The organism is Pseudomonas sp. MWU347, assembly GCF_017947305.1.
GTDB classification, from domain to species: domain Bacteria; phylum Pseudomonadota; class Gammaproteobacteria; order Pseudomonadales; family Pseudomonadaceae; genus Aquipseudomonas; species Aquipseudomonas putida_A.
Window position 1 is genome coordinate 117,743 of sequence record NZ_JAFGZB010000009.1, and the last position, 26,040, is coordinate 143,782.

Below are 26,040 nucleotides of genomic sequence, written 5' to 3' on the forward strand. Positions count from 1 at the left end.
TAAAAGAATGTTAGTTTTTGCGCAGCCGCTGTGCGTTTTCAAACAGCCTGGATTGACCATAGCTGACAAGGACACCCCATGTTCGACTGGAACGACTTGCGCTTCTTTCTGGAGTTGCAACGCAGCGGCCGCTTGCTCACCGCCGCCCGGCGCTTGAACACCACCCACGCCACGGTGGCCCGGCACATCGAGGCCATCGAAAAAAGCCTCGGCACCGCGCTGTTCGTCCAGCACGCCCAAGGCTATGAAATGACCCCGGCAGGCGAGGCGCTGCTCAAGCACGCCGAAGCCATGGAGAACGTCGCGCTGCTGGCCCAGGAAGAAATCACCCAGTCAACCGCACCGCTGGGCAAGATCCGTGTCGGCGTCACCGAAGGGCTGGGCATCAAGTTTCTCGCCAGCCGGATGATCGGCCTGTTCGAACGTTATCCGGGGCTGGAAGTGGAACTGGTCGCCGTGCCGCGCTTCGTCAGCATCCTCAACCGCGAGGCGGAAATCAGCATTCATCTGGAGCGCCCGGCAGCGGACATGCTGGTCACGCGCAAGCTCACCGACTATCGGTTGGCGCTCTACGCCAGCCAACGCTACCTCGACAACGCACCGCCGTTGCGCAGCCGCGAAGACCTCGCGCGGCATGCGTGGATCGGTTATGTCGATGATCTGCTGTTCAGTCAGGAACTGATGTTCCTCAACAGCTTCTGCCGCAGCCCGCGCGTGGTGTTCCATAGCACCAGCGTGATCGCCCAGCAGGAAGCGGCACGCTCGGGATTGGGCATTGCCGTGCTGCCTTGCTACATGGCCGCGTCGGACCCGGATCTGGTGGCGTTGTTGCCGGATGACAGCATCGAGCGCAGTTACTGGATCAGTACCCGGCGCGAGCTGCACAAGTCGGTGCGGCTGCGGGTGGTCTGGGATTATGTCGTCGGCCTTTGCGAGGCGGAGCAGGAGCTGTTGCGCGGATAGTCCCGCCCCGCACAAATCCCCTTGTGGGAGCGGGCTTGCTCGCGAAAGCGGTATGTCTGTGACGTAGATATCGACTGACACTACGCCTTCGCGAGCAAGCCCGCTCCCACAGGGTTCTGCGGTTGTTGCCGGATGACAGCATCGAGCGCAGTTACTGGATCAGTACCCGGCGCGAGCTGCACAAGTCAGTAAGGTTGCGGGTGGTCTGGGATTATGTCGTCGGTCTTTGCGAGGCGGAGCAAGGCCTGTTGCGCGGCTGATCCTGCCCACACAATTCCCTTGTAGGAGTGAGCCTGCTCGCGATAGCGGTGTATCAGGCGACTTCTGCTTCACAGTCATGCCGCTATCGCGAGCAGGCTCACTCCTACAAGGGATCGCATCTGGGGTTGAATAATATATGGATATCCATATATTCGGTTTTCCATATGTTCGAGCCCACCCCCCATGCTCACCCCCACCGAACTGTTCAAAAGCCTGGCCGATGAAACCCGTGCCCGCGCCACCTTGCTGATTGCCGAGCAGGGTGAGCTGTGTGTCTGCGAGCTGATGTGCGCCCTCGATGACAGCCAGCCGAAAATCAGCCGCCACCTCGCGCAACTGCGCAGCAATGGGTTGTTGCTCGATCGCCGTCAGGGTCAGTGGGTCTATTACCGGCTCAACCCGGATCTGCCGGATTGGGTTCACCAGATCCTCAAGGTCACGGCCACGGCCAACACCGATTGGCTCAAGGACAATGCCTGTCGCCTGCACAACATGGATGGCCGTCCTGCCCGCGAAACCGCGTGCTGCTGAACTTCTAATATCCCCGGAGCTATCCATGCGTGTCCTGTTCATGTGCACGGCCAACAGTTGCCGCAGCATCCTTTCCGAAGCCATGTTCAATCATCTGGCACGCGAGGGCTTCGAGGCGGTGAGCGCCGGCAGTTTCCCAAAAGGCCAGGTGTTGCCGCGCAGCCTGACGACGCTGCAACAGGCCGGTATCGCTATCGACGGTTTGTACAGCAAAGGCAACGACGTCTTTGAAGGCAACCCGCCGGACATCGTCATCACCGTCTGCGACAAGGCAGCGGGCGAAACCTGCCCGGTGTACTTCGGCCCGGCGATCAAATGTCATTGGGGGCTGGAAGATCCCTCTGATGTGAGCGGTGACGAGGCCGCAGTGGATGCCGCGTTCCGTGCCACGCTGGCGATCATCGAGCGCCGCTGCGCAACCTTCCTCGGTCTTCCTTTCAAATCACTCAGCCGCGTTGAGCTTCAGCGCGAACTGGATCGCATCGGCTCCCTCTGAGCCGGAGGACGTATGTCAGAGCACCTGCCCAATCTTGATCACAGCCTGTTCGAAGGCCGGATCACATCACCTTCGCACGAACACAAACCGCGCATCCTGCTGCTCTACGGCTCGACCCGCGAACGCTCCTTCAGTCGTCTGCTGGTGGAGGAGGCCGCACGCTTGCTGGAGCACTTCGGTGCCGAGACGCGCATCTTCAATCCGTCCGGTCTGCCGTTGCCTGACGACGCCCCGGTCGACCATCCCAAAGTCCAGGAACTGCGCGAGCTGGTGCTGTGGTCGGAAGGTCAGGTCTGGTGTTCGCCGGAACGCCACGGCGCGATGTCGGCGGTGTTCAAGGCACAGATCGACTGGATTCCCCTTGAGCTCGGCGCGGTGCGTCCGACCCAGGGCAAAACCCTCGCGGTGATGCAGGTCTGCGGCGGTTCGCAGTCGTTCAACGTGGTCAATCAACTGCGCGTGCTGGGGCGCTGGATGCGCATGTTCACCATCCCCAATCAGTCTTCGGTGCCCAAGGCGTTCACGGAATTCGATGAGGCGGGGCGCATGAAACCTTCGCCGTTCTATGATCGCGTGGTCGATGTAATGGAAGAGCTGGTGAAGTTCACCGTGCTGCTGCGCGAGCGCCAGGATTTTCTGGTGGATCGCTATTCCGAGCGCAAGGAAAGTGCCGAGCAACTGATGGCGCGGGTCAATCAGCGCTCGATCTGAAATGCACAAACCTTCTAGCCTCAACCCGCCAATTGTGGATTACTGGCCCCAGCCCACCACTGTACGCACGCCATGAGCAACTGGATCGACCTTGCCCGCGACCGGGAGACCGGCATCGAAACCCTGCACGCGCATTTCGCCGGGCATGCGCACGCCTACGATCCGCACTGGCACGAAACCTACCTGATCGGCTTCACCGAGCAAGGTGTGCAGCGTTTCAACAGCCGTCGGGCGCGGCATGACAGCACGCCGGGCAAGGTGTTCATGCTTGAGCCCGGCGACATCCATGACGGCGATGCGCCGAGCCCGGACGGTTTCACCTATCGCATGCTCTATCTGCAACCGGCATGGCTGGAGCAAGCGCTGGACGGTTTGCATCTGGGCAGTTACGGCAGCGGCTTGCCGGGGATCGGCAGTGTGCTCAACGATGATCCCGAACTGGCTCGCGCCACCTTGTTTGCCTTCAATGCGCTGCATAAGCAGGACGTGCGCATGGTGCGCGATGTGGCGCTGGATGCGTTGCTCGAGCGACTGGCGATTCATCTGTACCGGCGACCGCAACCGACCGCTGCCAACCGCGCGCCATTGATCGCCCGTCAGGCGCGCGATTACCTGGTGGCCTACCACGAGCAAGACATCAGCCTGCAAACCCTGGCCGACGTCTGCGGCACCGACCGTTTCCGCCTGACCCGCGCGTTCAAGGCGGCTTATGGACTCGCGCCGCACGCGTGGCTGATCCAGCTGCGCCTCAGTCGTGGCCGGCAAATGCTCGCCGCCGGCATGCAGCCAGTGGAAGTCGCCAGCCGCCTCGGCTTCGCCGACCAAAGCCATCTGGGCCGCTGGTTCGTGCGTGCCTACGGCATCACGCCGGGCGCCTATCAGCAACGCGCCATCGGCACATTGCGCCGCTGAACAAACGTTCAAGACCACCACGCTGCTCAGCCATCACAGTAGGCCCTGACTTTCTACAGGGCCGTGCCATGCTTGCGTTCATCCTCTTTGCCTTCGTTGCCTCGATCACCCCGGGGCCGACCAATCTCATTGTCCTCAGCACCAGCGCCCGACGCGGCTGGCGACCGTGCCTGCCGATCATTCTTGGTGCGGGGGCGGGCGCCGCGTCGTTGGTCTGGGTGGCCGGCGCTGGCGCCAGTACGCTGATGCTGCCCGGTGTGCGCCCGGTGATCAGTGCGCTGGGGATGGGCTGGATGCTGTGGCTGGCGTGGCAGATTTTCACGGCGCCGGCCACCGCCATCGATCCCGCCGCTGGCGAGGAAAAACCCGAACTGAGCCTGCTCGGCGCCGCGCTGTTGCAATGGGTCAACCCCAAGTCGTGGATGATGGCGATTGCCGTGATCAGCGTGTTTACCGCGCAAGGGCAGGGCTTGAACGCGTTGTGCCTGGCGTTCTTTCTGGTGTCGTTGCCGTGTCTGGCGCTGTGGGCGTTGCTCGGTCGCGGTGCGGCGCGCTGGTTGAGCAATCCGGCGCAGTTGCAGTGGCTGAACCGGATTCTGGCGGTGTTGCTGGTGGTGTCATCCGCCGCTGCGTTGCTGCACAACTGAGCCAAGAGGCATCGACAAGGTGGCGCGCAAGCCGCCCTCAGGCCGGTTGACCAAGGTAATCCGCCCGCCCAGGCGCAATGCGATGGTGTTGACGATGGTCAGCCCCAAGCCCGCACCTTGTGTGTTGCCGCGGCTGTAAAAGCGTTCGAACAGACGCGCCCGATCCGCTTCGTCTATTCCCGGGCCCTGATCCTCCACGCTCAGCAGGCACCAGCCCTCGGCCTGGCTCAGTTTGACCGTGATCACGCCGTGCTCCGGCGAGAAGTTGGCAGCGTTGGTGATCAGGTTGCCCAAGGCGATGTCGATGGCAGCGGTGCTGGCCATGACGTGGAACGGTTGTTCGCCGTCCTCGAAGGCCAGTTCCAGGTGTTTGCTCAACAGCCACGGCGTCAGTTGCACGAGGCTGTTGCGCACGGTTTCGTTGAGGTCGATGCGCTGCAACGGCGGCGGGTTGGATTTCGGTTCGAGGCGGGCCATGGTCAGCAACTGGTTGACCAGACGGCTGGTGCGGTCGACGCCGGAAATCAGAAACTGCAACGACTCGCGGCGCTCCTGTTCGGTACCGGCCTCCAGCAGGTTTTGCGCATGCACCCGCAGCACCGCCAGTGGCGTGCGCATCTCGTGGGCGGCGTCGGCGATAAACCGTCGTTCGCGGCCAAGCACTTCTTGAATCTGCGCGAGCATGCGGTTGAGCGCCGCCTGCATCGGTTCCAGTTCGCTGGGCAACGGCGTCAGTTGCAGTGGCTCCAGCGAGCCGCTGTGTCGGGCGCGCAAGGTTTGCGCCATGTTCGCCAAGGGCCTGAGTCCCCAGCCGATCGCCAGCCAGACCATCGCCGCGAGTATCAGGCTGCCGAGCACGTTCGGCCACAGCGTGTGGCGCACGATGCGATCAACCAGATCGGCGCGCACATCATCGCGTTCGCCGACCCAGATGCGCAGACCGTTCTGTGGGTCTTCGAGCATGAAGGCGCGCCAGTGACGGTTGTTCAAGTCGACCACATCGCTGAAGCCCGGCTTCGTCGGCGGGGCGGTGAACGACGGGGCACTGGCGGTGTGCACCAGCACCTCGTTTTTCGGGTTCCACACCTGGAAGGCGATCTTGCTTTCGTAAGGATGGCCGTCGACGCGTGGCTTGGCTTCGCCGAGCGCCTGATTGAACGCCTGATACAACTGCGAGTGATCCTTGCTCGCCATCGGCATGCGCATCACGCCTTGCAGCAGGCGAGCGTTTTGCGCCAGTTGCGCGTCGTAGACTTCGGCGATTTCGTGGTTGCTGTCGTGCAGGTTGAACACGCTGAGCACCGCAAGACCGGCGAGCAACAGCCCGATGATCAGCGTCAGCGTACGGCGACGAATCGAGGTCATCGACGCTCCTCCACCAGATAACCCACACCGCGAATGGTGCGGATCAGGTCGGTGGAGAATTTTTTGCGCAGGTGATGGATGTGCACTTCCAGGGTGTTGCTCTCGGCTTCTTCGTTCCAGCCGTAAAGCAACTGGATCAGTTGGTCGCGGGTCATCACCCGGCCCGGCGGCGAGAGCAATTCATGCAGCAACTGATATTCCTTGGGCGTCAGCGCGACAGGTTGACCCTGATAGCTGACCTGCTGGGTGCCGGGGTTGAGGCTGATCCCGGCGTGTTCGATCAGCGCCTGGGCGCGCCCGGCACTGCGACGCAACAAGGCGCGCAGGCGTGCCTTGAACTCATTGAGGTCGAAGGGTTTGACCAGATAGTCGTCGGCGCCGGCGTCCAGCCCGGCGATGCGGTCTTCGGTGGCATCGCGCGCGGTGAGGATCAGCACCGGCAGGTTCGAACCGCTGTCGCGCAGACGGCGCAGCACTACGAGGCCGTCCATGCGCGGCAGGCCCAGATCGAGTACGGCAACGTCAAAGGTTTCACTGAGCAGCGCATGCAACGCGCTGCTGCCATCCTTCAACCAATCGACGGTGTAGCCCTCGCGTCCCAATGCCTGATGAATGCCTTCACCGAGGGCTACGTCATCCTCAATCAGTAATAAACGCACGCGGACTCCTGTCAGTCGAGTTTCTTGTTCACGTCCACCAGCAGGGCGGCGATCTCTTTGCGGCGCCCGGCGTCAGCGGTTTCCCGGCCCGGGCGCGGGGCGGCCTGCTGGGCCTTGAGCAGCGCGACCCTGGCTTCAGCGTAGCGCTTCTGACGGTAGAGGTGATCGCCCCAGAAGTACAGACTGTCGATGCCCTCCGGATTCAGTTGCAGCGCTTGCTTGAGCAGTTGCTCGGCTTTGTCGCTGTCGCCGAAACCGATCGGCCAGCCCGGGACGCGATCATACAGCGCGGCGAGGCTGGTGTAGGCCGAGCCTTGCAAGGCTTTGGGGTCGAGCGTCAGGGCTTTTTCCAGATCGGCCTTGGCGTCCTTGGCCTTGCCCAATGCACCGAGTCCGCCCTGAGCGCCGGCCCAACTGCTGGTGACGATGCCTTTCCAGATCCACGCTTCGGCCACTGCAGGACGCTGGGTGGTAAAGGCAGTGGCTTCGGACGACAACTGCTCGAACGCGGCGGCGCGCTGTTTTTCTGCCACTTCATATTGGATGTGCGCCCAGCTCTGCTGGATGCCGTTGAGGCGTTGCTGATCGGCAGGTTCCAGCGCCCAGACGCTTTGGCTGAGGGCGGCGAGCAACAGGCATACGGAAAGTCTTTTCATGATTTTGGCGGCTCGTTGTCAGGTTTCTCACTGAGGCGGCGAATCAGCGGCAACTGCTTGCGCAGGCCTCGATCCACCAGATGTGGCAGCAGATTGTTCAGGCGTACGAAGAAGCGCTCCGGCCAGCCCAGATACAGGTCGCGGCGGTCGCCGGCGATCGCGTGGATCACCGCCGAGGCGACGGTTTGCGGGTCATCGACGTTGGCCTTGAGCGCATCGTTCAAGGCTTGCGCCGCTGCACTGTTCATCGACGTGCGCGTGGCCCGGGGCGCGACATACAGCACGTTGACCCGGGTGTCGGCCAGTTCGCGGCGCAGCGCTTCGGAGAATCCGCGCAGGGCGAACTTGGTCGCGCAATAACTGGCGTAACCGGGGTAGCCGATCGAGCCGTAAGTGGAACCGACGTTGACCACCATCGCGCTGTCGGCCTGTTTGAGCAGTGGCAGCAGCAGTTTGGTCAGGCACATCGGTGCGCTGATGTTCACCGCGAGCATTGCGTTGATGTCGCTGTCATCCAGCTGTTCAAGCATGGCGAAATGATTGACCCCGGCCGCGTTGATCAGCAGGTTGATGCCGCCAATGGCTTCGGCGGCGGCCAGCACTTTGCGCCGGTCGCTGAGGAAGGTCAGGTCGGCGGCGACCCAGCACAGCGAATTCGGGTAGCGCTCAAGCAACGGCGCCAGCGCCTGCTCATGCCGCGCCACCGCCAATACCTGGGCGCCGGCGGCGCACAAGGCCTCGGTGATGGCCATGCCGATGCCGCCACTGGCGCCGGTCAACACCACCCGCGCATCACGCAGCTGCATGTTGAGCCTCCGCGTCACGCGGCAGGCCACGGAACATGTCGGTGTATAGGCGATAGACGACTTTCGAGGCGTGGATCACTGCTGCCTGATCGTCTGGATCTTCCAGCTGATTCATCAAGCGGCGATAGGTTTGCATGTGCTCGATGTCCAGCGAACCGTGCGAGCTGAGGTAGCTGAACGCGGTGTCCGGCAGTGCCAGACGCTCGCGAATGCTGCCCGCCGCATGGGTGGCCAGGGCGATGCTGGTGCCTTCAAGCACATTGACCATGCCGAACAGGCCCACCGGATTGCCTCGGGCGATCAAGTCGTAGAGGAAACTGACCATCAATTCGATCGGCAGCGATGGCTGCCCGTCGCGCACCGCGTTGCGATCACCGCCACACGCGGCGATGTCGTTGAGCACCCACTGTTCATGGCCGTATTCGTCTTCGATGTATTCGCAGACGGCCTTGCGCAGCCACTCCAGCCGTGTCGGCAGGCGCGCGCCGCAGGCCATCATCAACGGCACGGTGTGGCGCACGTGGTAATACGCCTGAGCCAGAAATGCCCGATAGCTTTCCAGGCTGACCTTGCCTTGCAGGGCATCGAGGATGATCGGCAGGTTGAACAGCTCGTGGCGTTCCTGCTGCGTGGCTTCTTGCAGGGTGTCGAAAAAACTCATGATGCGGACTCCTCGGAAACAGCGGATTCAGTCAATTGGGCGTGGTACAGCGCGACAATCGCCTCGCGGCGCGGGCGACCATTGGCGGTGAGCAAACCATTGGTGGCGGTGAACGGTTGCGGCAGGCGCGTCCAGCGGTGCACCTGGGCGTAATCGGGCAAGGCTTCGTTGGCTTCGGCGACCGCTGCCGCCAGCTCCGCGTCGCTGCAATCGGCACGGTGCGGCCAGAGCAAGGCGTGGTTGTGCGGCAGGGCCTCGCCGTAGACGAAAGCCTGGGCAATATGGCGGCGCTGGGTCAGTTCCGACTCGACCCATTCCGGGTTGACGTTGCGCCCGAAACTGGTGACGAACTGGTGCTTCTTACGGCCCTTGAGGTAGAGGAAACCTTCGGGGTCGAACTCGCCCAGATCGCCGCTCGGCCACCATTCATCAGCGTATGGCGCGTCCCCCAGATAACCGAGCAGCGCCGAGCCCTTGATCAGTACTTCGCCGTCTTCGGCCAAGCGCACTTCAACGTGCGGCAGCGGCTGGCCGACGCTACCCGGACGCCGCGCGCCGGGGCGATTGAGGCACACCACCGAGGCGCATTCGGACAAGCCATAACCTTCGAAAACCGGCAGGCCGACACGCTGTGCGCGATGCAGCAAGTCCTCCGAGACCCGCGCACCACCGACGGCGGCGAAACGCAGTTTTTGTGGATCGAAGGCTTTCTGTTCGGCAGCGCTGACCAACATCAGCAACAGTTGCGGCACCAGAATCAGACTCTCCGGCGCACGTCCGGCCAGATAACCCAGCAGGTGCGGTACATCGACGCCGCTGGCGCCCTGGATGCCCAAGGTTTTCTGGCTCGGCAGACTCAGCGTCGCACCGGCATACAGCGCGGCGTAGCAGCCGAGGTTTTCCAGCAGAATCGCCAGCGGCAACAACGCCAGATGATGCTGCGGATCGGTGGATTTGCTCGCTTGATCCAGCTCCCGCGCCACACGCAGCAGACTGTCGGCACTCAGGCACACGCCTTTCGGCGTGCCGGTGGTGCCGGATGTGAAGGTCAGTTTGGCGGTGCCGGCCGGCAAGCGACTCGGGCCGCTGAACGTGCGGCACCAGAACTCACCGCGCTTTTCATAACCGGCGGCGAGCAGCTCGGCGCCCAGCTCCGGTTCGGCAATCACCCGTTCGGCCTGGCTTTGCTCCAGACAATGAGCACGTTGCGCGCGGCTGAAAAACGGCGGCAGCGTCACGCAGGTCAAGCCCTCGAACAGCACGGCCAGATCCCACAGCATCGCATCGACGCCGTTATCCAGTGCCAAGGCGATCGCCTGCGCCTGTTCATCGCGCAGACGCTCCTGGCGATACAGCACCTCGGCGTAAACAGTGGCGTAATCGAGTTTCAGCGTATCGCCCCACAGCGCGGTGCTGTTGTCATTGCGCCGGGCATGGTCGCGCAGGGTTTCCTGGAAGCGTTGCAGTTCAAGCGACATGGCAGGCTCCTTCAATCGAAGTCGGCAGTCCCAATCGAGTGAACAGGCCGATATTGCGCAAATGGATGAAGCCGGCGCGGATGTTGCCGACGTGCACCCAAGGCTTGCTTTCGTAATAACTGCCCCAGTGTTGACGCTCGTCACCCAGGCGATCCGGATCGGCGGCGCATAATGTCACTGGCTTCAGACCGAGCCGATGGAAGCTGTTGACCAGCCCGATGTTGCCGGTGAACGTCACCCATTCCAGGCCGCCCATGGCCAGCAGGTAGGTGATGGCGATGATGCTCATGCGTGCGCTGCCGGTGTCGCTGGCGGCGAGGTTGCCGACTTCGACGATGCCGGTGCGATCCACCGGACGATCCGCCGCAGCGCTGATCAACGGTTCGATCGGTTCATCCAGATAGCGCTCGAGAAACAGCGGCTCTTGATGTGCACGACGTACACCGGCCACCGCACACAGCTCACCGTCGCCGTTGTGCATGCCAAACAGCTCGGGCATAAAGTGCCGAATGTCGGCGCCGTGGGCCTTGCGAAAGCGCTGCTGGATGAAGGCTTCGAAAGTCTCTCGCAGCGCGTCGTCGGGCAAGGCGCCGGTCAACGTCATCTGCGGCGTTTCGGCTTGACCGAAGCGCAGGGGAAGGGGAATGTTCCAGTCGAAATCGGGCATGGGCAGAACGCCTCCCTCAATGATTTGAGCGCAGTATCGGAGGCGTTTCTTAACGAAGTCTGAAGGTGAAAAAAGGTTAATCAACGGGCAATCTTCAGATTGTCTTAAGACTGCAAGGGCAGGGTGGCACCGTCGGTTCGCCCTGCAACCGGATCGAGACTGTCGAACGAATCGACCGTCACTCACGACAATCACGAGGCGCTTCTTATGACCCGCGACACCGCCGTAACCCGTTATGGAAAACTGTCAATTACGTTGCACTGGCTGATGCTGGCGCTGTTCGTCGGCGTCTATGCCTGTGTCGAAATCAAAGGCTTCATGCCCAAGGGCAGCGAAGCGCGCGGCCTGCTGATGGGCTTCCATGGCCTGTTCGGCGCGAGCATTTTCGTGCTGGTGTGGGTGCGCCTGCTCGGCCGCTTGAGCCCACGCCCGCCGATCACTCCGAAGCCGCCAGCCTGGCAGACCGGCATCTCGCACCTGATGCACCTGGCGCTGTACGTGCTGATGATCGCCACGCCGATCCTCGCCTGGCTGATGCTCGCCGCGGCCGACAAACCCTTCCCGTACTTCGGCTTCCACGTCCCGGCACCAGTCGCCATCGACCCGGACTTCGCCAAACAGCTCAAGTACTGGCATGAAACGCTGGGCAGCGCGGGCTACTGGCTGATCGGCCTGCACGCGGCGGCGGGGCTGTTTCACCACTACTGGGTGCGGGATAACACGCTGGTGCGGATGTTGCCGGGCCGCACGGAATAACCTTGATCTACCTGTAGGAGTGAGCCTGCTCGCGATAGCGGTAGACCCGTCAGCACGGATGTCGACTGAACAGACGCCATCGCGAGCAGGCTCACTCCTACAAGTTTTGTGGTGTGTTCAAGTGATCGACGCTTCAGGTTTTGCACCTGCCTGCCGATGAAATCTGCACGATTTCAACGGATGCCATTCATGAACAAGGTTGTTGCTCTACTGGCACTCACCGCGCTCGTCGCAGGCTGCAAATCCAACAGTTCTTATACCCAGGTCGCAGATTTCCCCGCTCTGCGTTGCTTCGCCTACTGGGACGATAAAGCCATCACCTCGCTGGAAGTCAGCTACATCCGCGACCTGAGTCAGAGCGGTAACCTGCCGTGCACGATCATGCTGGGCAACCTGTACGAGAAGGGGCGCGGTGTACCGCAGGACTTTTCCAAAGCCAAGGCCCTCTATCAATCCGTAGCCGATAAAGACGCCAGCGCCTACGGTCACCTTGGGCGCATGGCTGAAGAAGGCATCGGCGGGCCGGTCAATGACACCGATGCGCGGCAGTTTTATCAGCGTGCCGTGAGCAAGCCCGAGCAGCAGCGCAGTGAAGCCAAACTGGCCAAATACATGGAGGACGGGCGCGGTGGTCCGCAGGATCTGCAAGGCGCGCTGACGCATTACTTCAACGCCACGCAGTATCTCGGTGATGACGCGTGGCAAGGCATCGAACGCCTGCGCGCCAAAGGCTTGCCTCTGACGATCGAGCAGCAACAGCGCTACAACAATCTCTTTGTCAGCAGCGTGCAAAGCGGCCTCAAGAAACGCATCACCGCCATAGAGAAGTCTCTGGAGAACAACGTCAATCCGACGTCTGCCAGCAAGCCAGTGCAGGTACAGCTGGAGTACACCCCGGGCGCATCGGCCCCGGTGGTTTCGATACGGCAAAGCTCGGGCGACACCGCGCTTGATCAAAGAGTGATGCAAGGCTTCAGCGATTATCGCTTTCCCGGTGACCCGATCATGCCACCGGGCCAGAAGAGCTATCAGGCGATCCCGATCGTCAGGACCGACGGCAAGAGTCCGCGGCAGAGATTTGACGAGAGCAGAAAGAACTGAGTCTTCCCTCGATTGAATCAGCTCCAACCGTGGCACCTTAAATCGATATGAACGGATGACCCTCATGAACAAGGCAGTTGCTATTCTGGCCCTCACGATCCTCGTTGCAGGCTGCAAAACCACTCCACCCACTCCTCAGGAAGCAAGTCTCACCGGCACTCGCTGCCTGCTGTTCGCCAAGGTGAGTGACCTTTCCGCCGATCGCGTCGACTACATCCGCGACGCCAGCAACAACGGCAACCTCAACTGCAAGCTTGCGCTCGGCGCTTTGTATGAGTTTGGCCGTGGCGGTTTAGCGGCGGATGTGCGCAAGGCGCGCTCCCTGTATGAGTCTGTCGCTACGGTGGACGGCGCCGGGTATGAGCAACTGGCGCGCATGGCCGAGGAGGGCCGCGGGCAGGCGCCCGACGCTGTCGAGGCGCGACGGCTTTATCAGTTGGCGCTCGCACACCGAGAAAGCTTCAACAGTGAGTTCGCGCTGGCCCGGTTGATGGAAGAGGGCCGAGGTGGCCCGCAAGACCTGTCCGGGGCGCTGACGCATTACCTCAACGCCACCCAGCAAATCGATGACCAGGCGTGGGCCGGTGTGCAGCGGGTCCGCGCCCAGGGGTTGACCCTGACTGCCGAACAGACACAGCGCTACAACGAAAAATGGTACGACGCTGTTAGCACCAGTCTCGCAAGTACGGTGTACGACACCGAGTTGCTGTTGAACAGACAGATCAAACCCGGCACCGCGAGTAAACCGGTCACGTTGGAGGCGAAAGGCAAACCCGGTTCGCTGGTGCCGCAACTCACCTTGGTCGAAAGTTCTGGCAATCACGACGTGGACCAGGCCGTACTCAAGGCCCTCAGCGAATACCGCTATCCCGCGCTGCCGATCCTCAAAGCAGGGCAGGAATCGTGGTCATCCGAATTCCCGGTGAAGGTCGGCGTGAACTGATCGGGCTGGCTGGGCCACTTGCCGGAACAGCGTCCCGCGTCCACTCTATGACCTGCCGACAAGGAGCGTCCGCCGACCCTCCGTCGTGACCCAAGGGAGCTGGCAGCATGAGCGAAGACAACAAGGTAAAAGGCCCGGCGTCGTACTTTCCCGCTATCGAAAAGAAATACGGCCAGCCTATCGAGCACTGGCTGAACCTGCTCGCCGGCATCACCGACAAGAAGCACATGGAGCTGGTGGCGTGGCTCAAGGAGGAACATGGCATGGGCCACGGTCATGCCAACGCCTTGGTTGCGCATCATCTGACGGTTAAAAAGTGAGGGCAGGGCAGCGATGAATTTCTCCCACCGGCCAGTGACGGCCGACGACGTCAACACCCTCTGCAGCTTTCCGCAAGGCGAACAAGAGCTGTTCTTCATGTTCCCGAAAGCGAGCTTCCCGCTGACGGAAGAGCAGATGCACACCGCGATCAGCCAGCGCTTCGACTCCACGGCGTTCTTGGCCAACGGCGAGTTCGTCGGCTTCGCCAACTTCTACCGTGCCGAGCACGACGGCGTCTGCTGCATCGGCAACGTCATCGTCGCGCCTTACGCCCGTGGCCAGGGTGTCGCTCGCTACATCGTCGAAACCATGACTGCGGTCGGCTTTGAAAAGTACGGGGCAAGGGAAGTGCAGTTGTCCTGCTTCAACGAAAACACCGCAGGGTTGCTGCTCTACCCGAAACTCGGCTTCGTCCCGTTCTCCATCGAAGAACGCCCGGCACCGGGCGGCAGACGCGCAGCCCTGATCAACATGACCCGCCACCGACAATAGCCATCCCCCAATCCCTGTGGGAGCCGGGCTTGCCCGCGATGGCGCCAGCCCGGCCAAACGCCCTCCCGAGCCTTGCGCAGAACCTGTGGGAGCTAGCCTGCTAGAGAAGACGCCAGCCCAGTCAAAACGAGTTCCCGAGCCTGACCGCGAACCTGTGGGAGCGGGCTTGCTCGCGAAGACGCCAGCCCAAACGACACCGTACTGCATCCATAAACACGATCATCCAGGCACCCGATGACTCAAACCTCCTCACCCCTGAGCTGACGACTCATCAGATCGCAACTCGCCGACCACGACGTCAGCCACTCCGGCATCTCGGGCGATTGCTCAGGCAACCCCAACTCCCTGACAAACTCACCCGGCGCAATCGTGCCTTTCGCCGAACGAAACAGCCCACGCATCACCACCACGCCGATCACCCGTCCCTTGCTCACGAAGCGATGCTCCATGAAGCTCCATTTATCGTCCCAGCCAAGCATCCGGCTGTGAATTTCAAACGCTTCAAACAGCTTCAGCTCACGCCGAAATTTACCCCACGTATCGCCAACGATCGGCAACGCTTTAGCGCGCAACGCCACCCGAAACGCGCCACTGCGCAACACAAAATCCATGCGCCCGACATCAGCCATGGTGAAGTAGCGACCATTGGTGACGTGCCGATTCAAATCGAGATCCAGCGGCCACACGCGCATGCGGATAACGGTGGATTCCAGCGCATTGACCGGCTTGCGCCACGGTCGGCGAAAAAGCATGCAGAGCAATCGAAACCACAGATTCATCAGTACGTCAGCCCGTTGAAAAGAGCGCTGCACTCTAGCGAGCCGGGCGATAGCGAGGTAGGTGCGTAAATGACTTTTTTGGCCGGAACAGTGCATTCCGATCATTGCCGGGTTGATGCTGGATCGGTAGCCCGATCAACCGGCGGATAAACAGGAAACATCGGGGTGTTTATGTGAAGCCTGCCGTTACCACCGAAGCCCTACAACGCCTTGCGCCATCGCCTACGAGTACGCCAGAATCCGCCGGCTTGTGCGTCTAGAGCGCGGGTTCTATCGTCTGTCGGTCACTGAAAAACAGTGATCGGGTTTGGTAGCCCTGAGTTCTCGTAGATTGCATAAGCATCATGATTTGCAGTGTCTGTTCGACACGGTTTTATGGTGGTCATGTACAGGGCGTCTTCGGGCGCGCCGGTTTTCTACGTCCCGGTCTACCAACCTGCGCATGGCCGCCACCCTCGTTTGGTAGCGAGAGTGATGGCTCCCTTTTTTGACGTAGGAGCTTCACCATGATCAAACCAACACCCAACCCGCCAGAAACCGACCTCGCATCGCCCTACGAATCCCTCGATTCCAAAAAACTCCACGAAGCCGCCGAACGCGCCCTCGATCACTACCTCACCCCTGCCACCCAAATCATGGCCAGCCCGCACAAACCCGAACCCATGTACCTCGCCAACCCGAAGTGCGACACCGAATCCCTGCTCGCCAACGCCAGCGAAACCCTCGGCTCCGCCAGCGAAATGCTCAACAACTTCGCCGCCATGCTCGACACCTCCCACCGCAAAACCGCACTGGGCATCGCCCAAGTCGTCATGCTCGGCGAACTCGCCGTAAACCAGGCCCTCGACAACGTCGAAATCGCCCACTAACCACCCCGTGCGACGAGCCCAAACCCTCGTCGCACCCAGCAATTTCAACCGAGCTGGCACAGAGCCACGCCTTGCGCCCCCAAGCCTCGGCTGTCACCCTTCGGCCCGTTCTTCAAGGATCAGAACAAGGAATCAAGGATTGAGTGGCTACGTTCCCAACCCCCCGAAAAACTACCGCTACGAAGAAGCCAAACCCGTCGATATTCATGCCCAGCGTTGGGCTGAGTATGAGAAGCATGGGAAAGAGCCTGCGCGCGAGCCTGAGAAAATCGGGATTGCGTTGAGGATTGGGGTTTTCTTTGATGGTACTGGTAACAATGCGAACAACACGGCGGCAGGGTTGCTGTGCGGTGCGCAGCATCCGATTGCGCCGCAGGATATTCCTGCTAGCTGTCAGCCCTATATGGGGGATCCGGACAGCAGCTATGGCGCTGGCCCTACCAATGTTAAAAAACTGAGTGAGCTCTACGACGCTCCAGAGGGAGCCGAAGGTGAGGGGCTCCGAAAGCAAGCTTTCCGCATGATTTATGTAGAGGGGATTGGCACCCAAGCGGGTAAGGAAGATAGCACCTTTGGGGGTGGCACCGGGCGAGGTGAGACCGGAGTTGCAAGTAGGGTTCAGTCTTCGTTTGCATCGATCAAATTACGTATCAAAGAACTCTTGAACGATAACCCGGGTAGCGAAGTGACTTCGCTGACCTTCGACACATTTGGATTTAGCCGTGGTGCAGCTGCTGCCCGGCACTTTTGCAATGAAGTCGTGCGTGGCAAGCAAGGTCCCTTAGGTGAAGTGCTACGTAGCAATCCTGAAGCGTTCAGCAAGACCTTTATTGATCAATACAATGCCGATATAAGAATGGGCTTTATCGGGCTGTTCGATACCGTTCCGTCAATAGCTGGCTGGTCCAATTTCGGCAACGTGAAAAGCCCCATTGCAACGGGCATCAAGCTTTACCTAGATCGTCGTTTTTTCACCGACGTCGTCCATTTGGTTGCGCGTGATGAGTGCCGAGGCAACTTTGCCCTCAGCCGTGTAAAGCCTGCTCATCTGGAGATTACTTTGCCAGGTGTTCACTCTGATATCGGAGGTAGTTACCTCGACGAAGCGCAGGAGTGTGTGCTTGTCAGCCCTATGCAGGTACTAGAAGTCTCTCTCCAAACCGATGTTCTCACCACTTCGATTTACCGCGATGCCGTGACAGTAAGAAATCAGTGGATAGCGGATGGCTGGCCATCCGAGATGCTGGAAATCGTCACGCCGCCTGCGCTGTTGATGCCGAACAGTCCGCAAGACCGAATGAGCCCACGTGTCAAACACGTGTATGCCGCCGTACAGCTCAAGCGTCCGGTCAGTGGCTTGCTGTCCCGAGTCTATCTGCGTGTGATGCATAAAATGGCGAAGGACAAAGGCGTTCGGTTCAACGACATTTCAGATACGCCTGATCTGGCGCTACCGTCAGAACTTCAAGCTATGTGTGATCGATTTGTCTCTGGTGACTACAGAACTACGCCAGAAGAAGAGCGAATGCTCAAACTCAAGTACATTCACACGTCCGCAAACTGGAACCATCCACTAGGCCGAAGAGATGGAAGCGGTGTGAGAGCGGTGTACATCAACGCCCCCACCCCTGACGGCATACGCGTACAACATCCCCACGTACCCGACTGGACGCTTTTTTGATGAGACTTCTAACAAGCCTGCTCTGTGCAGTCCTCATGACCGGTTGTCATGCCGATCCGCTTTCAACAAAAAATGATCCGAAGTCTCCATGGTGGGAGCTTGCGTTCACTGAGCCTCATTACATGAAGGTTTGGGTAGAGGACACCGCCGTAGAAGACATCAAGGGTGAGACGTTCTTGCACACTGGCGGAGGATCCGCATCAGGCGGCCAACCGGAAGACGGCACCGACTCTGCTCGTGGTTGGCACGGCGTGGGAAGCACCGGAAAAAGTGTTGTTGGTGCGGATCTTCCCAAACGGATCTATGTCCGTTGGCAATCAATTGTTGAACCCCAAACGTACAAGGCCTGGGTAGATATCCCAGAGGAAGCCAGACAACTCATGCTCGAGTCCGTCAATCAGCGCTGCGCCAAAACACCTGAACAAGAGGGGCGCTATAACGCGTCTCTCTACTTGGGCCTAGCGCCCGGTGGTGTCGTGCAAGTCTGGGTTCGGAACTCATGCCACCATCCTGTCAAAGTCGCCAGAGCACAAGCAGAGGTTGAGCCACTAGGCCCTAGTCAAGGTAAGAACCAAGGGCGCTACGCGTATCCCGTCAGCGAAAAGTCCAAGCGGTATATCGAAAAATTCGGTATCCCTTACGGTAGCTGGTAAGCGGTAAACCAATGAAGCTATGCATTGTGGCGGTATGCGTGTTGTTCCTGAGCGGCTGCCAGTCTGCCTCTTCGCTATCCGTAAAAGACGATCCGAGATCAGAATCGTGGGAGCTTGCGTTCACCGAACCCTATTACATGAAGGTCTGGGTTGAGGACAGTGCCGTCGAAGACATAAACGGCAAACTATTCACGCGCACGGGAGGAGGCACAGCCGCTGGTGGTGAACCAGAGAATGGCAAAGAGTCCGCGCGCGGTTGGCATGCGGTGGGCGCGGCTGCGAAACCAGTGACTGGCGCTGGCTTGCCCAAACGCATTTACGTGCGCTGGCAATCCATTGTCGAGCCGCAGACCTATAAGGTATGGGTGGATGTGCCTGAAGAGGCGAGGCGACTGATGGTGCAATCGGTCAGTCAGCGGTGCCCGGAAACATCGGAGGAACAGGCCAGCTACAGCGCATCTATTTATCTGGGATTGGCGCCCGGGGGCGTTGTACAGGTTTTTGTTCGGGACGAGTGCCATCGCCCTGTCAAAGTCGCCAGAGCGCAGGCAGAGGTTGAGCCGCTGGGGCCTAGCCAAGGAAAGAACCAAGGGCGCTATGCGTATCCCGTCAGCGAAAAGTCCAGGCGGTATATCGATAAATTCGGCATACCGTACGGGAGTTGGTAATCCTTAAGCCAATGAAACAACTCATAACGATACTTTGCGTTTTGCTGATCTCAGGGTGCCAAGAAACTGATCCACTCTCAGCCAAAAATGACCCGAAGTCCGAATGGTGGGAGCTGGCGTTTATTGAGCCGGACTACATGAAGGTCTGGGTTGAAAACAGTTCTGTTCAAGACGTTAACAACCGGATTTTCTACAAAACCGGCGGCGGCACCGCTGCCGGGGGAGAGCCTGAAGATGGAACAGAGTCAGCCCGGGGGTGGGCTGGTGGAGTTGGCGGCAGCGGGAGGAGGGTGATAGGAGCAGACCTGCCCGTTCGAATCTGGGTCCGTTGGCAATCAATCGTCGAACAGAAAACCTGGCAAGCATGGGTAGATATTCCGGAAGAGGCCAGGCAGTTGATGGTGACGTCCGTCAATCAGCGCTGCCCGCGAACTCCCGATCGGCAAGCAAGATTCATGGCATCGATTTATCTCGGCCTGGCTCCCGGTGGCGTCGTGCAGGTTTGGGTAAGAGACTCATGTCATCACCCAGTCAAGGTCGCGCGAGCACAGGCGGAAATTGAACCACTGGGGCCGAGCCAAGGTAAGAACGAAGGACGGTACGCATATCCTGTGAGTGAAAAGGCTAAGCGGTATATCGACAAGTACGGCATTCCATATGGAAGTTGGTAGTCGTGACAAGTACTTGAATGGATCATTTGTAATGAAAGCAACGATTGCACTGCTGGGCGCTTTATTGTTGTCCGGCTGCCAAAGCAGTGGCCCAGAAACAGGCGAAAATGACCCTAAATATCCATGGTGGGAATTAGTATTCGTTCAGCCGAACTACATGAAGGTCTGGGTAGAGGACAGCTCCGTTCAAGACATCAATAACAGAGTCTTCTTTAGAGCTGGCAAGAGCACTGCAGCCAGCGGAGAACCCGATATCAGCACAGAGTCTGCCCGTGGTTGGGGGACGGTGTCGGGGAGCGGGATGCCTGTGACAGGCGCCGATCTTCCAAAACTGATCTTTGTCCGCTGGCAATCCATAACAGAACAAAAAACCTACAAAGGCTTCATCGAAATTCCGGAAGAGGGCAGGCAACTGATGGTGAAGTCAACACACCAGCGTTGCCCGGAAACACCGGAGAAAACTACTCGCTTTATGGCGTCACTTTACGTGGGGCTCGCTCCCGGCGGGGTACTCAAAACATGGGTTAGAGATTCATGTCGAAAACCGGTTGAGATTTCTCGCGGTCAAGGAGAGATAGAGCCTCTGGGGCCGGAACAAGGGAAGCACGGTGGTCGTTATGCCTATCCGGTAAGTGAGAAGGCTAAACGATACGTCGAAAAGTACGGTATTCCTTATGGAAGTTGGTAGGCGACACTTCTCTTGCATGTCGTTCAGTGGCGTTGTTTTGGGTGAGTCACCTTTTTGACAGCTACCGCGTCAATGCTGAGCTCAATGAAGGTCCGCTTTCGGCCAAAAGCGGACGTTCTGCGACCGCTGTCGGCCTGAAGCGGCCAGTCACAGGCTGGTGGACAGGAGGCATTGCTCCATTCACACGGCTCCAAGGTTCGCGTAGGGTGGGAAATCTCAATGCGTTTCATCAAATGCTTATCCAAGTCACCTTGCTGTTAACACCTGTGTTCGGGGAGTGAAACATGGACGACTACGAAGAGTACGACGAAAAAATTCCTTACCAGAACCCTGAAGAAATTGATCAGATGGCGATTTACTCGGTTCTAAACAGCCTGGTGTTCTTCGCAAACAATCTCGACTTTAGCAACCAAGCGATGAATCTCACGATTGTGGATGAGTTCATCATGGATCTTGAATACGGATACCTTCGTAGTAAATTCGACGAGACAAACACGCCTTACCAGTCGATATTCCTGTCTGCGCAGTCACAGATGTGGATTTTCTCTGCTTACGAGCTGATGCGCACATGGCGCGAGAAAATCAGTAAGTACCTCAAAGCAGCAGACAATGGCGGGCTGCCGCTCAAGCTGAAAGAACTGCAGAAGCCCATAGGCTACGAGAACTACACGATCCAAAAACGCATCGAGGAAATCAACCTGCTCATCGAGAGTCCAGATCTGGTTGAGACGATGAGGGATGACCTAAAACGAACTCAAATGCTGTTCACTCAGATGGAGCTCTTGCGGATGTCGCTCGCAAAACACCAGATGAGAAAGCGACCCAGCGCAGCCGTCCTGACACCTACTGTGGGGTACATGAATCGCTGGTGTGGCTCCTTGGAGTACCAGATCAACAGCGGCCAGGTCATCATCTGCAATCTGAGCCGCAGAGACATTGCGGATGGGATTCGAGCAATACCAGCAATGACTGTCCACTCCGACGAAGACCTCAACTCATTCGAAATTGCTATGCGCGGGCCTAGTGATGATGAGCTCAAGTCAATGTTCTAATAGAGTGTCTTGCAGCAAAATGCCTGAACAGAAATACCCCTCTTAGCCGATATCTGTCGAATCTCAACGACTGCAACGAGTCGACTGCGGCCCTTCGTAAGGGTCAGCAATCGGCCAATAGCGGACGCTCACAAACGACCGTTACCGACCCAAAGCAGCCGGTTGATCCTAAAAATAAATGCGTCCTCTTTTCTAATTTTGATTAGCACTAGGGCCTCACCGCGATGGACTACTTTGAGTTAGGTAAAATTGATATGCTTGACAACGGAAAGCATATCAATATTTAGCATCGACCGTATGGCATCAAGGAGTCTCTAATCATGGAAAAAATTAATCTTGAAGCGATTGATCCAAAAGTCGAACCAATTGATGAGAAGCTACACCGCATTGGAAGAGTTGCCATAGGAGCAGTACCCGTTGTTGGAAGTCCGTTGTTGGAGATTTTTAATTCTTTACTTGAAGCCCCTTTAAATAAGCGTCGCACAGAAACAATGCTTGCGATTGGAGCAGCTTTAAACGACCTCATAGATCAAGGAGTTGTAACGGAAACAGGACTAAAGGAAAATGAAGCATTTATAAGTACGGTTGCAGAAGTTTGCAACATCTCACTAAGGAACCATCAGGCAGAAAAGCTTGAAGCATTACGAAATGCCGTAATAAACTCTGCGCTACCTACATGCCCAAGTGATGATTATCGACAGATTTTCCTTAATTTTGTAGACGTGTGCACAGTTTCACACATTAGGCTCCTAAAGCTTTTCGAGGATCCTGAGCGGTGGTTTACAGAGAATAATCGTGTTAAACCATACCAAACCTCAGTATCTCTATCTCAAATTATTGCAAGCGCTATGCCCGAAATAATTGCAAATCATGAAATTCTTGACAGCATATGGAGTGACCTTTACCAAAAGGGGTTGGTTGAGGTAAAGCAGCTTGAAATGATTCTAAGTGCGGATAGTTGCCTGTCAAAACAGAACACAAAGTTCGGAAGCAAGCTCGTGGCCTTTTTGAGTTGACTGCTTAGAGAGTGAGATTATCTTGTGAAGCAAATTTTTTATGCTGGCAATGATCGTCAACCGTGCGCAGCAGAATATGCAATAGTCGTTGATAGTTCTGGCTCGATTCAACGAGCCCACATTGTTGTGGTGCAGTCGTCACAAAAAGGTATATGGACCAGCTTATACAATACCGACGAAGGAAGAAATAACGTATTGAATAGGATTTTGGTGCAGGATCTTTTAGGAGTTAGAGTAGAGTTTTTGACATTTAATATCATTTTAGACCTATCCACTAGAATGGAAGGTTTTCGCCTTCCGATTAGGCTAAATTGGGATGACTATCTGCGCAAGGGTAACCCTTACAGAGCTAAGTTTTCTCTTACATCTGACTTTAAACGTTTCTTTCTTCAATTATTTCGCAGAGAAAGTAGAGAGGTCTCAATCTGGAGCGGTCATGTAGTCGGCGGTTGCGCAGAGTTCTACACCGATCTAATGGATCCAGATAGGTACTCACTCGACATTCACGAGGCTAGTAAACTTCTAGAACAAGCCGGATACAGTCGTCCTAAACGTCGCTGCTAACTCAAAACCAGTGGGTTTACAGATATGGAGTGGAACGGCCACGTGTCGGGGCGCAATGCGGATTAGAAAAAATGGAACAGCCGCAATCGGCTCCGTCGACTGATATCGGCCGTAATCGGTAACCAGCATCACGCGGAGCTAATGACAGCGAACAGTTTTTTCATGATTGGAACTTGTTAACGTTTGACCCCACCTCCCAGCGTCGGGCGAGAAACCGTGTCGACTCGTCAGCAGTGTTGGTCACAACTACGGCGGCAGATGGTCGTGTGCTACAACGCCAAGGGCATGACAGGACATCAAGGTATCCAAGCGCTCTTGGTCGATCTGCGACAAGGGGTTCAACGACGGTACGTCCGCTAAGCGATGCCAAATTGACATCCTGCTTTGACCAAAGTTAGGCTCACCTGCTGCAACAACGGCAAGGATTCCGACCCCATGACACATCGCGACCAGTTTCACAGAAATGGCTACATCCTCTCACGCCAAGGCCCCGGCGACTGGATGGCTGCACTGTGCAGCAAACTCGACGCCTTTACCCGGCCCTGGGACCAATGGGTATTTCCGCACGACAATCACTTGTGACATTTGCTGCTGATACTGGCCCGACGATCCGTCAATCGCGGCGTCTGTCCCTGATCCTGACCGCCGTCGTCGATCTGGCCCGCAAATGCTTTTTCCCCCAAGTGTATGGCTGTGATACCTCCCCAAACCGCAACTTAATCAACCGCAGAGCCACAAGTTGAACGTCAAGACCACCAGCACCGAAAGGGCCCTGCCCTCGTCAGAACAATTCACATACATTATCGGCAACAACGGCATCGGCAAGAGCATCGCGCTGGAGAAAAACGCACAAAACACAAGTGAACATACTAATGTCGTGGTCATTTCCTCTGGTTTAAGCGACAGATTCAGATGGGGCAGCAAGAAGAAAGATAGAAAAAGAGGCGGCAGCTATACCTACCTTGGCAATCGCACCGTAGGCAACGGCGTCCACATGAATACACTGGCTGCGAATGCAGTACTGAACTACGTCATTTGCCTAGAAAAACAAAGAGATTCTGTATTGAAGGGGCTACTTCAAGACATAGGTTTTAAAAGCGAGGTATGGATAGGCCCACGCGAGGTAAAGAAGCGAAAAAGCGATAATAACTCGCAATTGGCCAGGACCTTCGCAAAAGCACCACTGGACCTTGGCTTCGTCAAAAGAAACCGCGCAATTCTGGATCACCCGCTCAAGCCATTCGAACTCATGCTCAGAAAGGACGACGAAATCCTACCGTTTTCTTTGTTCAGCTCTGGAGAGCAGAACATGGTGTCGACGGGGTTGAAAATCTTGTCTCATTGTGCGCCGAATACTCACTTCTATATTGATGAACCAGAGATAAGTCTACATCTTGAGTGGCAATTGGCATGGCCTAAGACTATGCAACAGATCGTCGCCAACGTACTCGATTGCAAATTCACCGTTGCCACGCACTCGCCGGTAATCATTGCGAGCGCCCTGAAGCTGGGCTCTGCCTGCTATAACATGACCGGTGAGTCTAAGATGCAAAGAATCGTCGAAATTTCCAGCAATGTAGAAAACCTTATCTTCGAGGAATTTCATACTGTCACCCCGAATAACAAAGCGATCTACGAAAAATATGCGACGGTTCTCAACATGGCATTGGAGCATGCCAACACCGAGATTCACAGCATGCAGGAAGTAAAAGACGCATTAACTCTCCTGGAGGAGCACACCTTATCAGCTGCTGCCATGGCCGGTGAAAGAGCGGAACTGCGTAAGTCTGTTGAAGATTTCAAAATCGCTATTGATACCATCCTGCAAAGGGTGACTTCCCATGGATAGTGATATCACCTGTTTCTTGAAGCAGGTTTACCCGAAAGCTGCTCATGCACCCGACCGCGCCGCTGCCTACCAGCAAATCTCGCTGTTCTACAGAGGTGTAAGGAGGAATTTTCCGCCGGATAAGAATATCTGGGCGAATTTCTATAATACTGGTAAAGGAGCCTATCTTCACAAAAAGCTCCGCGAGTACCTCGCGACCCGACAAAATCAGTTGTGCTGTTATTGCCAAGACAAAATTTATCATCACATAAACTCTAATATTGAGCACATATTACCCATCAAGCACTACCCCTATTTTGCATTTTCCTTCGATAATTTAGCCTTATCCTGTGCGACCTGTAATGCGTTGAAAAGCGCAGACGACTGGTTCAAGCTAGCGAGCGTGAAGCAGTCATACAGGAGGAACAAATTCGATTGTTTCCATCCACGCTATCATAGCTACCATGAACATATAGAAATGATTAGGATAGGAACTAACAAAGTCGACGTTAGAGTATTTTTTGGGAAAACGAAGGAAGGCAAGATTGTTTGTAAAAACCTTCTTGGCAAGGTGTCCAATTTCTTCTTAAAAGAAAAGACTTGCCCAGAAATATCGAAGGCAATTACATCATTGGAAAACTATATCAGCAACAATCCGGGTGCGGCCAGCCTCGCGCTTGAGCAGATAACAAAAATGCTTTACTCGAAAATTTAGATCAACATAGGGCTGTGAATCGCCCTTAGTGAACATTTTTTAGCGCTCGCTTCGGCCGATTGCAGTCCACCGCGAAGGACCGTTATGGGTCGGTAGCGGCCATTGGTGAACGGCTGCTTTTGGCCGTTCGTCGTCACTTGCGAACGGCCACTTACGGCCGATTGCTGCCTGTCTCGAAGGGCTGCAACCGGCCGATAGCGGACGTTCGCACGCACCGCTACCGGCCATATGCGGACAGTTATCTATGCTTTCATGGGAAGGACTTGCATCGCGGTACTGTTTAGGTATGGCAGATCTGACGATGGTCGGGGCTTAAAAACTAAGCTCCGTTATAAGTTTAGATCGATAGCATGTAATTACCTCCGATATTCAATAGCCCCCATACCGGGTCAGGGTGTGGGGGGTATTGAATATAAATGGTACGTCTATG

General features: G+C 57.3%; 29 protein-coding genes and 1 pseudogene. 22 read left to right on the forward strand and 8 right to left on the reverse strand.

The window, feature by feature from the left end; genetic code table 11:
- Window positions 1–78: 78 nt before the first annotated feature.
- The 7 genes and pseudogenes from KCG87_RS19765 (at window position 79) to KCG87_RS19790 (ending at window position 4,521) form a co-directional block, all read left to right on the forward strand.
- Window positions 79–963, forward strand: coding sequence for a LysR family transcriptional regulator (locus tag KCG87_RS19765; RefSeq protein ID WP_098964419.1), 885 nt, complete (start codon window positions 79–81; stop codon window positions 961–963).
- A gap of 113 nt (window positions 964–1,076) precedes the next feature.
- Window positions 1,077–1,223: pseudogene (locus tag KCG87_RS27500) on the forward strand (LysR family transcriptional regulator); the annotation flags it as partial.
- 184 nt (window positions 1,224–1,407) lie between these two features.
- A complete protein-coding gene (locus tag KCG87_RS19770) occupies window positions 1,408–1,755 on the forward strand; it encodes a metalloregulator ArsR/SmtB family transcription factor (protein WP_210558710.1) in 348 nt (115 codons plus the stop codon).
- Window positions 1,756–1,780: 25 nt separating this feature from the next.
- Window positions 1,781–2,251, forward strand: coding sequence for an arsenate reductase ArsC (locus KCG87_RS19775; protein WP_210558711.1), 471 nt, complete (start codon window positions 1,781–1,783; stop codon window positions 2,249–2,251).
- A gap of 12 nt (window positions 2,252–2,263) precedes the next feature.
- A complete protein-coding gene (arsH, locus tag KCG87_RS19780) occupies window positions 2,264–2,962 on the forward strand; it encodes an arsenical resistance protein ArsH (RefSeq protein ID WP_210558712.1) in 699 nt (232 codons plus the stop codon).
- A gap of 72 nt (window positions 2,963–3,034) precedes the next feature.
- Window positions 3,035–3,874, forward strand: a complete 840-nt coding sequence (locus KCG87_RS19785; RefSeq protein ID WP_210558713.1) for an AraC family transcriptional regulator — start codon at window positions 3,035–3,037, stop codon at window positions 3,872–3,874.
- Window positions 3,875–3,942: 68 nt separating this feature from the next.
- Window positions 3,943–4,521 carry a LysE family translocator gene (locus tag KCG87_RS19790; protein ID WP_210558714.1) on the forward strand — a complete coding sequence of 193 codons (579 nt, stop codon included), beginning with the start codon at window positions 3,943–3,945 and terminating at the stop codon, window positions 4,519–4,521.
- Here the strand turns inward: KCG87_RS19790 and KCG87_RS19795 are convergent.
- The 7 genes from KCG87_RS19795 to KCG87_RS19825 are packed head-to-tail and all read right to left on the reverse strand — an operon-like array spanning window position 4,492 to window position 10,813.
- Window positions 4,492–5,886, reverse strand: a complete 1,395-nt coding sequence (locus KCG87_RS19795) for an ATP-binding protein (RefSeq protein WP_139054710.1) — start codon at window positions 5,884–5,886, stop codon at window positions 4,492–4,494. The two genes, KCG87_RS19790 and KCG87_RS19795, sit on opposite strands and share 30 nt — an antisense overlap.
- Window positions 5,883–6,545, reverse strand: coding sequence for a response regulator (locus tag KCG87_RS19800; protein WP_210558715.1), 663 nt, complete (start codon window positions 6,543–6,545; stop codon window positions 5,883–5,885). The genes KCG87_RS19795 and KCG87_RS19800 overlap by 4 nt, the downstream gene beginning before the upstream one ends.
- Window positions 6,546–6,556: 11 nt before the next feature.
- Window positions 6,557–7,201 carry a tetratricopeptide repeat protein gene (locus tag KCG87_RS19805; RefSeq protein ID WP_098964412.1) on the reverse strand — a complete coding sequence of 215 codons (645 nt, stop codon included), beginning with the start codon at window positions 7,199–7,201 and terminating at the stop codon, window positions 6,557–6,559.
- Complete coding sequence (locus KCG87_RS19810; protein ID WP_098964411.1) at window positions 7,198–8,007, reverse strand: SDR family oxidoreductase; 810 nt, start codon at window positions 8,005–8,007, stop codon at window positions 7,198–7,200. Before KCG87_RS19810 ends, KCG87_RS19805 begins: the two co-directional genes overlap by 4 nt.
- Window positions 7,994–8,668 (reverse strand): iron-containing redox enzyme family protein, encoded by a 675-nt coding sequence (locus tag KCG87_RS19815; RefSeq protein WP_210558716.1) that lies wholly within the window; start codon window positions 8,666–8,668, stop codon window positions 7,994–7,996. Before KCG87_RS19815 ends, KCG87_RS19810 begins: the two co-directional genes overlap by 14 nt.
- A complete protein-coding gene (locus KCG87_RS19820) occupies window positions 8,665–10,146 on the reverse strand; it encodes an AMP-binding protein (protein ID WP_210558717.1) in 1,482 nt (493 codons plus the stop codon). Before KCG87_RS19820 ends, KCG87_RS19815 begins: the two co-directional genes overlap by 4 nt.
- Window positions 10,136–10,813, reverse strand: a complete 678-nt coding sequence (locus tag KCG87_RS19825) for a thermostable hemolysin (RefSeq protein ID WP_098964408.1) — start codon at window positions 10,811–10,813, stop codon at window positions 10,136–10,138. The genes KCG87_RS19820 and KCG87_RS19825 overlap by 11 nt, the downstream gene beginning before the upstream one ends.
- A 207-nt stretch (window positions 10,814–11,020) precedes the next feature.
- On the opposite strand from KCG87_RS19825, the gene KCG87_RS19830 reads away from it, so the two are divergent.
- The 5 genes from KCG87_RS19830 (at window position 11,021) to KCG87_RS19850 (ending at window position 14,426) form a co-directional block, all read left to right on the forward strand.
- Window positions 11,021–11,569, forward strand: a complete 549-nt coding sequence (locus tag KCG87_RS19830; protein WP_098964407.1) for a cytochrome b — start codon at window positions 11,021–11,023, stop codon at window positions 11,567–11,569.
- Window positions 11,570–11,758: 189 nt separating this feature from the next.
- The gene (locus KCG87_RS19835) at window positions 11,759–12,670 is read left to right on the forward strand and encodes an SEL1-like repeat protein (protein ID WP_210558718.1); all 912 of its coding nucleotides are present in this window, start codon (window positions 11,759–11,761) and stop codon (window positions 12,668–12,670) included.
- Between the two features lie 64 nt (window positions 12,671–12,734).
- The gene (locus KCG87_RS19840; protein WP_210558719.1) at window positions 12,735–13,613 is read left to right on the forward strand and encodes a tetratricopeptide repeat protein; all 879 of its coding nucleotides are present in this window, start codon (window positions 12,735–12,737) and stop codon (window positions 13,611–13,613) included.
- 107 nt (window positions 13,614–13,720) lie between these two features.
- Complete coding sequence (locus KCG87_RS19845) at window positions 13,721–13,933, forward strand: DUF4287 domain-containing protein (RefSeq protein WP_064587993.1); 213 nt, start codon at window positions 13,721–13,723, stop codon at window positions 13,931–13,933.
- A gap of 13 nt (window positions 13,934–13,946) precedes the next feature.
- The gene (locus KCG87_RS19850; RefSeq protein ID WP_210558720.1) at window positions 13,947–14,426 is read left to right on the forward strand and encodes a GNAT family protein; all 480 of its coding nucleotides are present in this window, start codon (window positions 13,947–13,949) and stop codon (window positions 14,424–14,426) included.
- A gap of 239 nt (window positions 14,427–14,665) precedes the next feature.
- On the opposite strand, the gene KCG87_RS19855 is transcribed toward KCG87_RS19850, so the two are convergent.
- Window positions 14,666–15,205 carry a thioesterase family protein gene (locus KCG87_RS19855; protein WP_095136509.1) on the reverse strand — a complete coding sequence of 180 codons (540 nt, stop codon included), beginning with the start codon at window positions 15,203–15,205 and terminating at the stop codon, window positions 14,666–14,668.
- Between the two features lie 506 nt (window positions 15,206–15,711).
- Between KCG87_RS19855 and KCG87_RS19860 the strand changes: the two genes are divergently transcribed.
- From KCG87_RS19860 to KCG87_RS19905, 10 genes are all read left to right on the forward strand, one after another.
- Window positions 15,712–16,074, forward strand: a complete 363-nt coding sequence (locus KCG87_RS19860; protein WP_210558721.1) for a DUF6124 family protein — start codon at window positions 15,712–15,714, stop codon at window positions 16,072–16,074.
- Between the two features lie 139 nt (window positions 16,075–16,213).
- Complete coding sequence (locus KCG87_RS19865; protein WP_202369867.1) at window positions 16,214–17,755, forward strand: DUF2235 domain-containing protein; 1,542 nt, start codon at window positions 16,214–16,216, stop codon at window positions 17,753–17,755.
- Window positions 17,755–18,408, forward strand: coding sequence for a DUF2931 family protein (locus KCG87_RS19870; protein ID WP_139054719.1), 654 nt, complete (start codon window positions 17,755–17,757; stop codon window positions 18,406–18,408). Before KCG87_RS19865 ends, KCG87_RS19870 begins: the two co-directional genes overlap by 1 nt.
- A gap of 11 nt (window positions 18,409–18,419) precedes the next feature.
- On the forward strand, window positions 18,420–19,076 hold the full coding sequence (locus tag KCG87_RS19875) for a DUF2931 family protein (protein ID WP_210558722.1): 657 nt from the start codon (window positions 18,420–18,422) through the stop codon (window positions 19,074–19,076).
- 11 nt (window positions 19,077–19,087) lie between these two features.
- Window positions 19,088–19,747: a DUF2931 family protein gene (locus tag KCG87_RS19880; RefSeq protein WP_202369869.1), complete on the forward strand. Its 660-nt coding sequence runs from the start codon at window positions 19,088–19,090 to the stop codon at window positions 19,745–19,747.
- A 31-nt stretch (window positions 19,748–19,778) separates the two neighbouring features.
- A complete protein-coding gene (locus tag KCG87_RS19885; protein WP_210558723.1) occupies window positions 19,779–20,435 on the forward strand; it encodes a DUF2931 family protein in 657 nt (218 codons plus the stop codon).
- 284 nt (window positions 20,436–20,719) lie between these two features.
- Entirely contained in the window at window positions 20,720–21,487 is a 768-nt protein-coding gene (locus KCG87_RS19890) for a hypothetical protein (protein WP_210558724.1), read from the forward strand.
- Between the two features lie 320 nt (window positions 21,488–21,807).
- Window positions 21,808–22,503 (forward strand): hypothetical protein, encoded by a 696-nt coding sequence (locus KCG87_RS19895; protein WP_210558725.1) that lies wholly within the window; start codon window positions 21,808–21,810, stop codon window positions 22,501–22,503.
- A 1,303-nt stretch (window positions 22,504–23,806) separates the two neighbouring features.
- A complete protein-coding gene (locus tag KCG87_RS19900) occupies window positions 23,807–24,916 on the forward strand; it encodes an AAA family ATPase (RefSeq protein WP_210558726.1) in 1,110 nt (369 codons plus the stop codon).
- Complete coding sequence (locus KCG87_RS19905; protein ID WP_210558727.1) at window positions 24,909–25,610, forward strand: HNH endonuclease; 702 nt, start codon at window positions 24,909–24,911, stop codon at window positions 25,608–25,610. Before KCG87_RS19900 ends, KCG87_RS19905 begins: the two co-directional genes overlap by 8 nt.
- Window positions 25,611–26,040 lie beyond the last annotated feature (430 nt).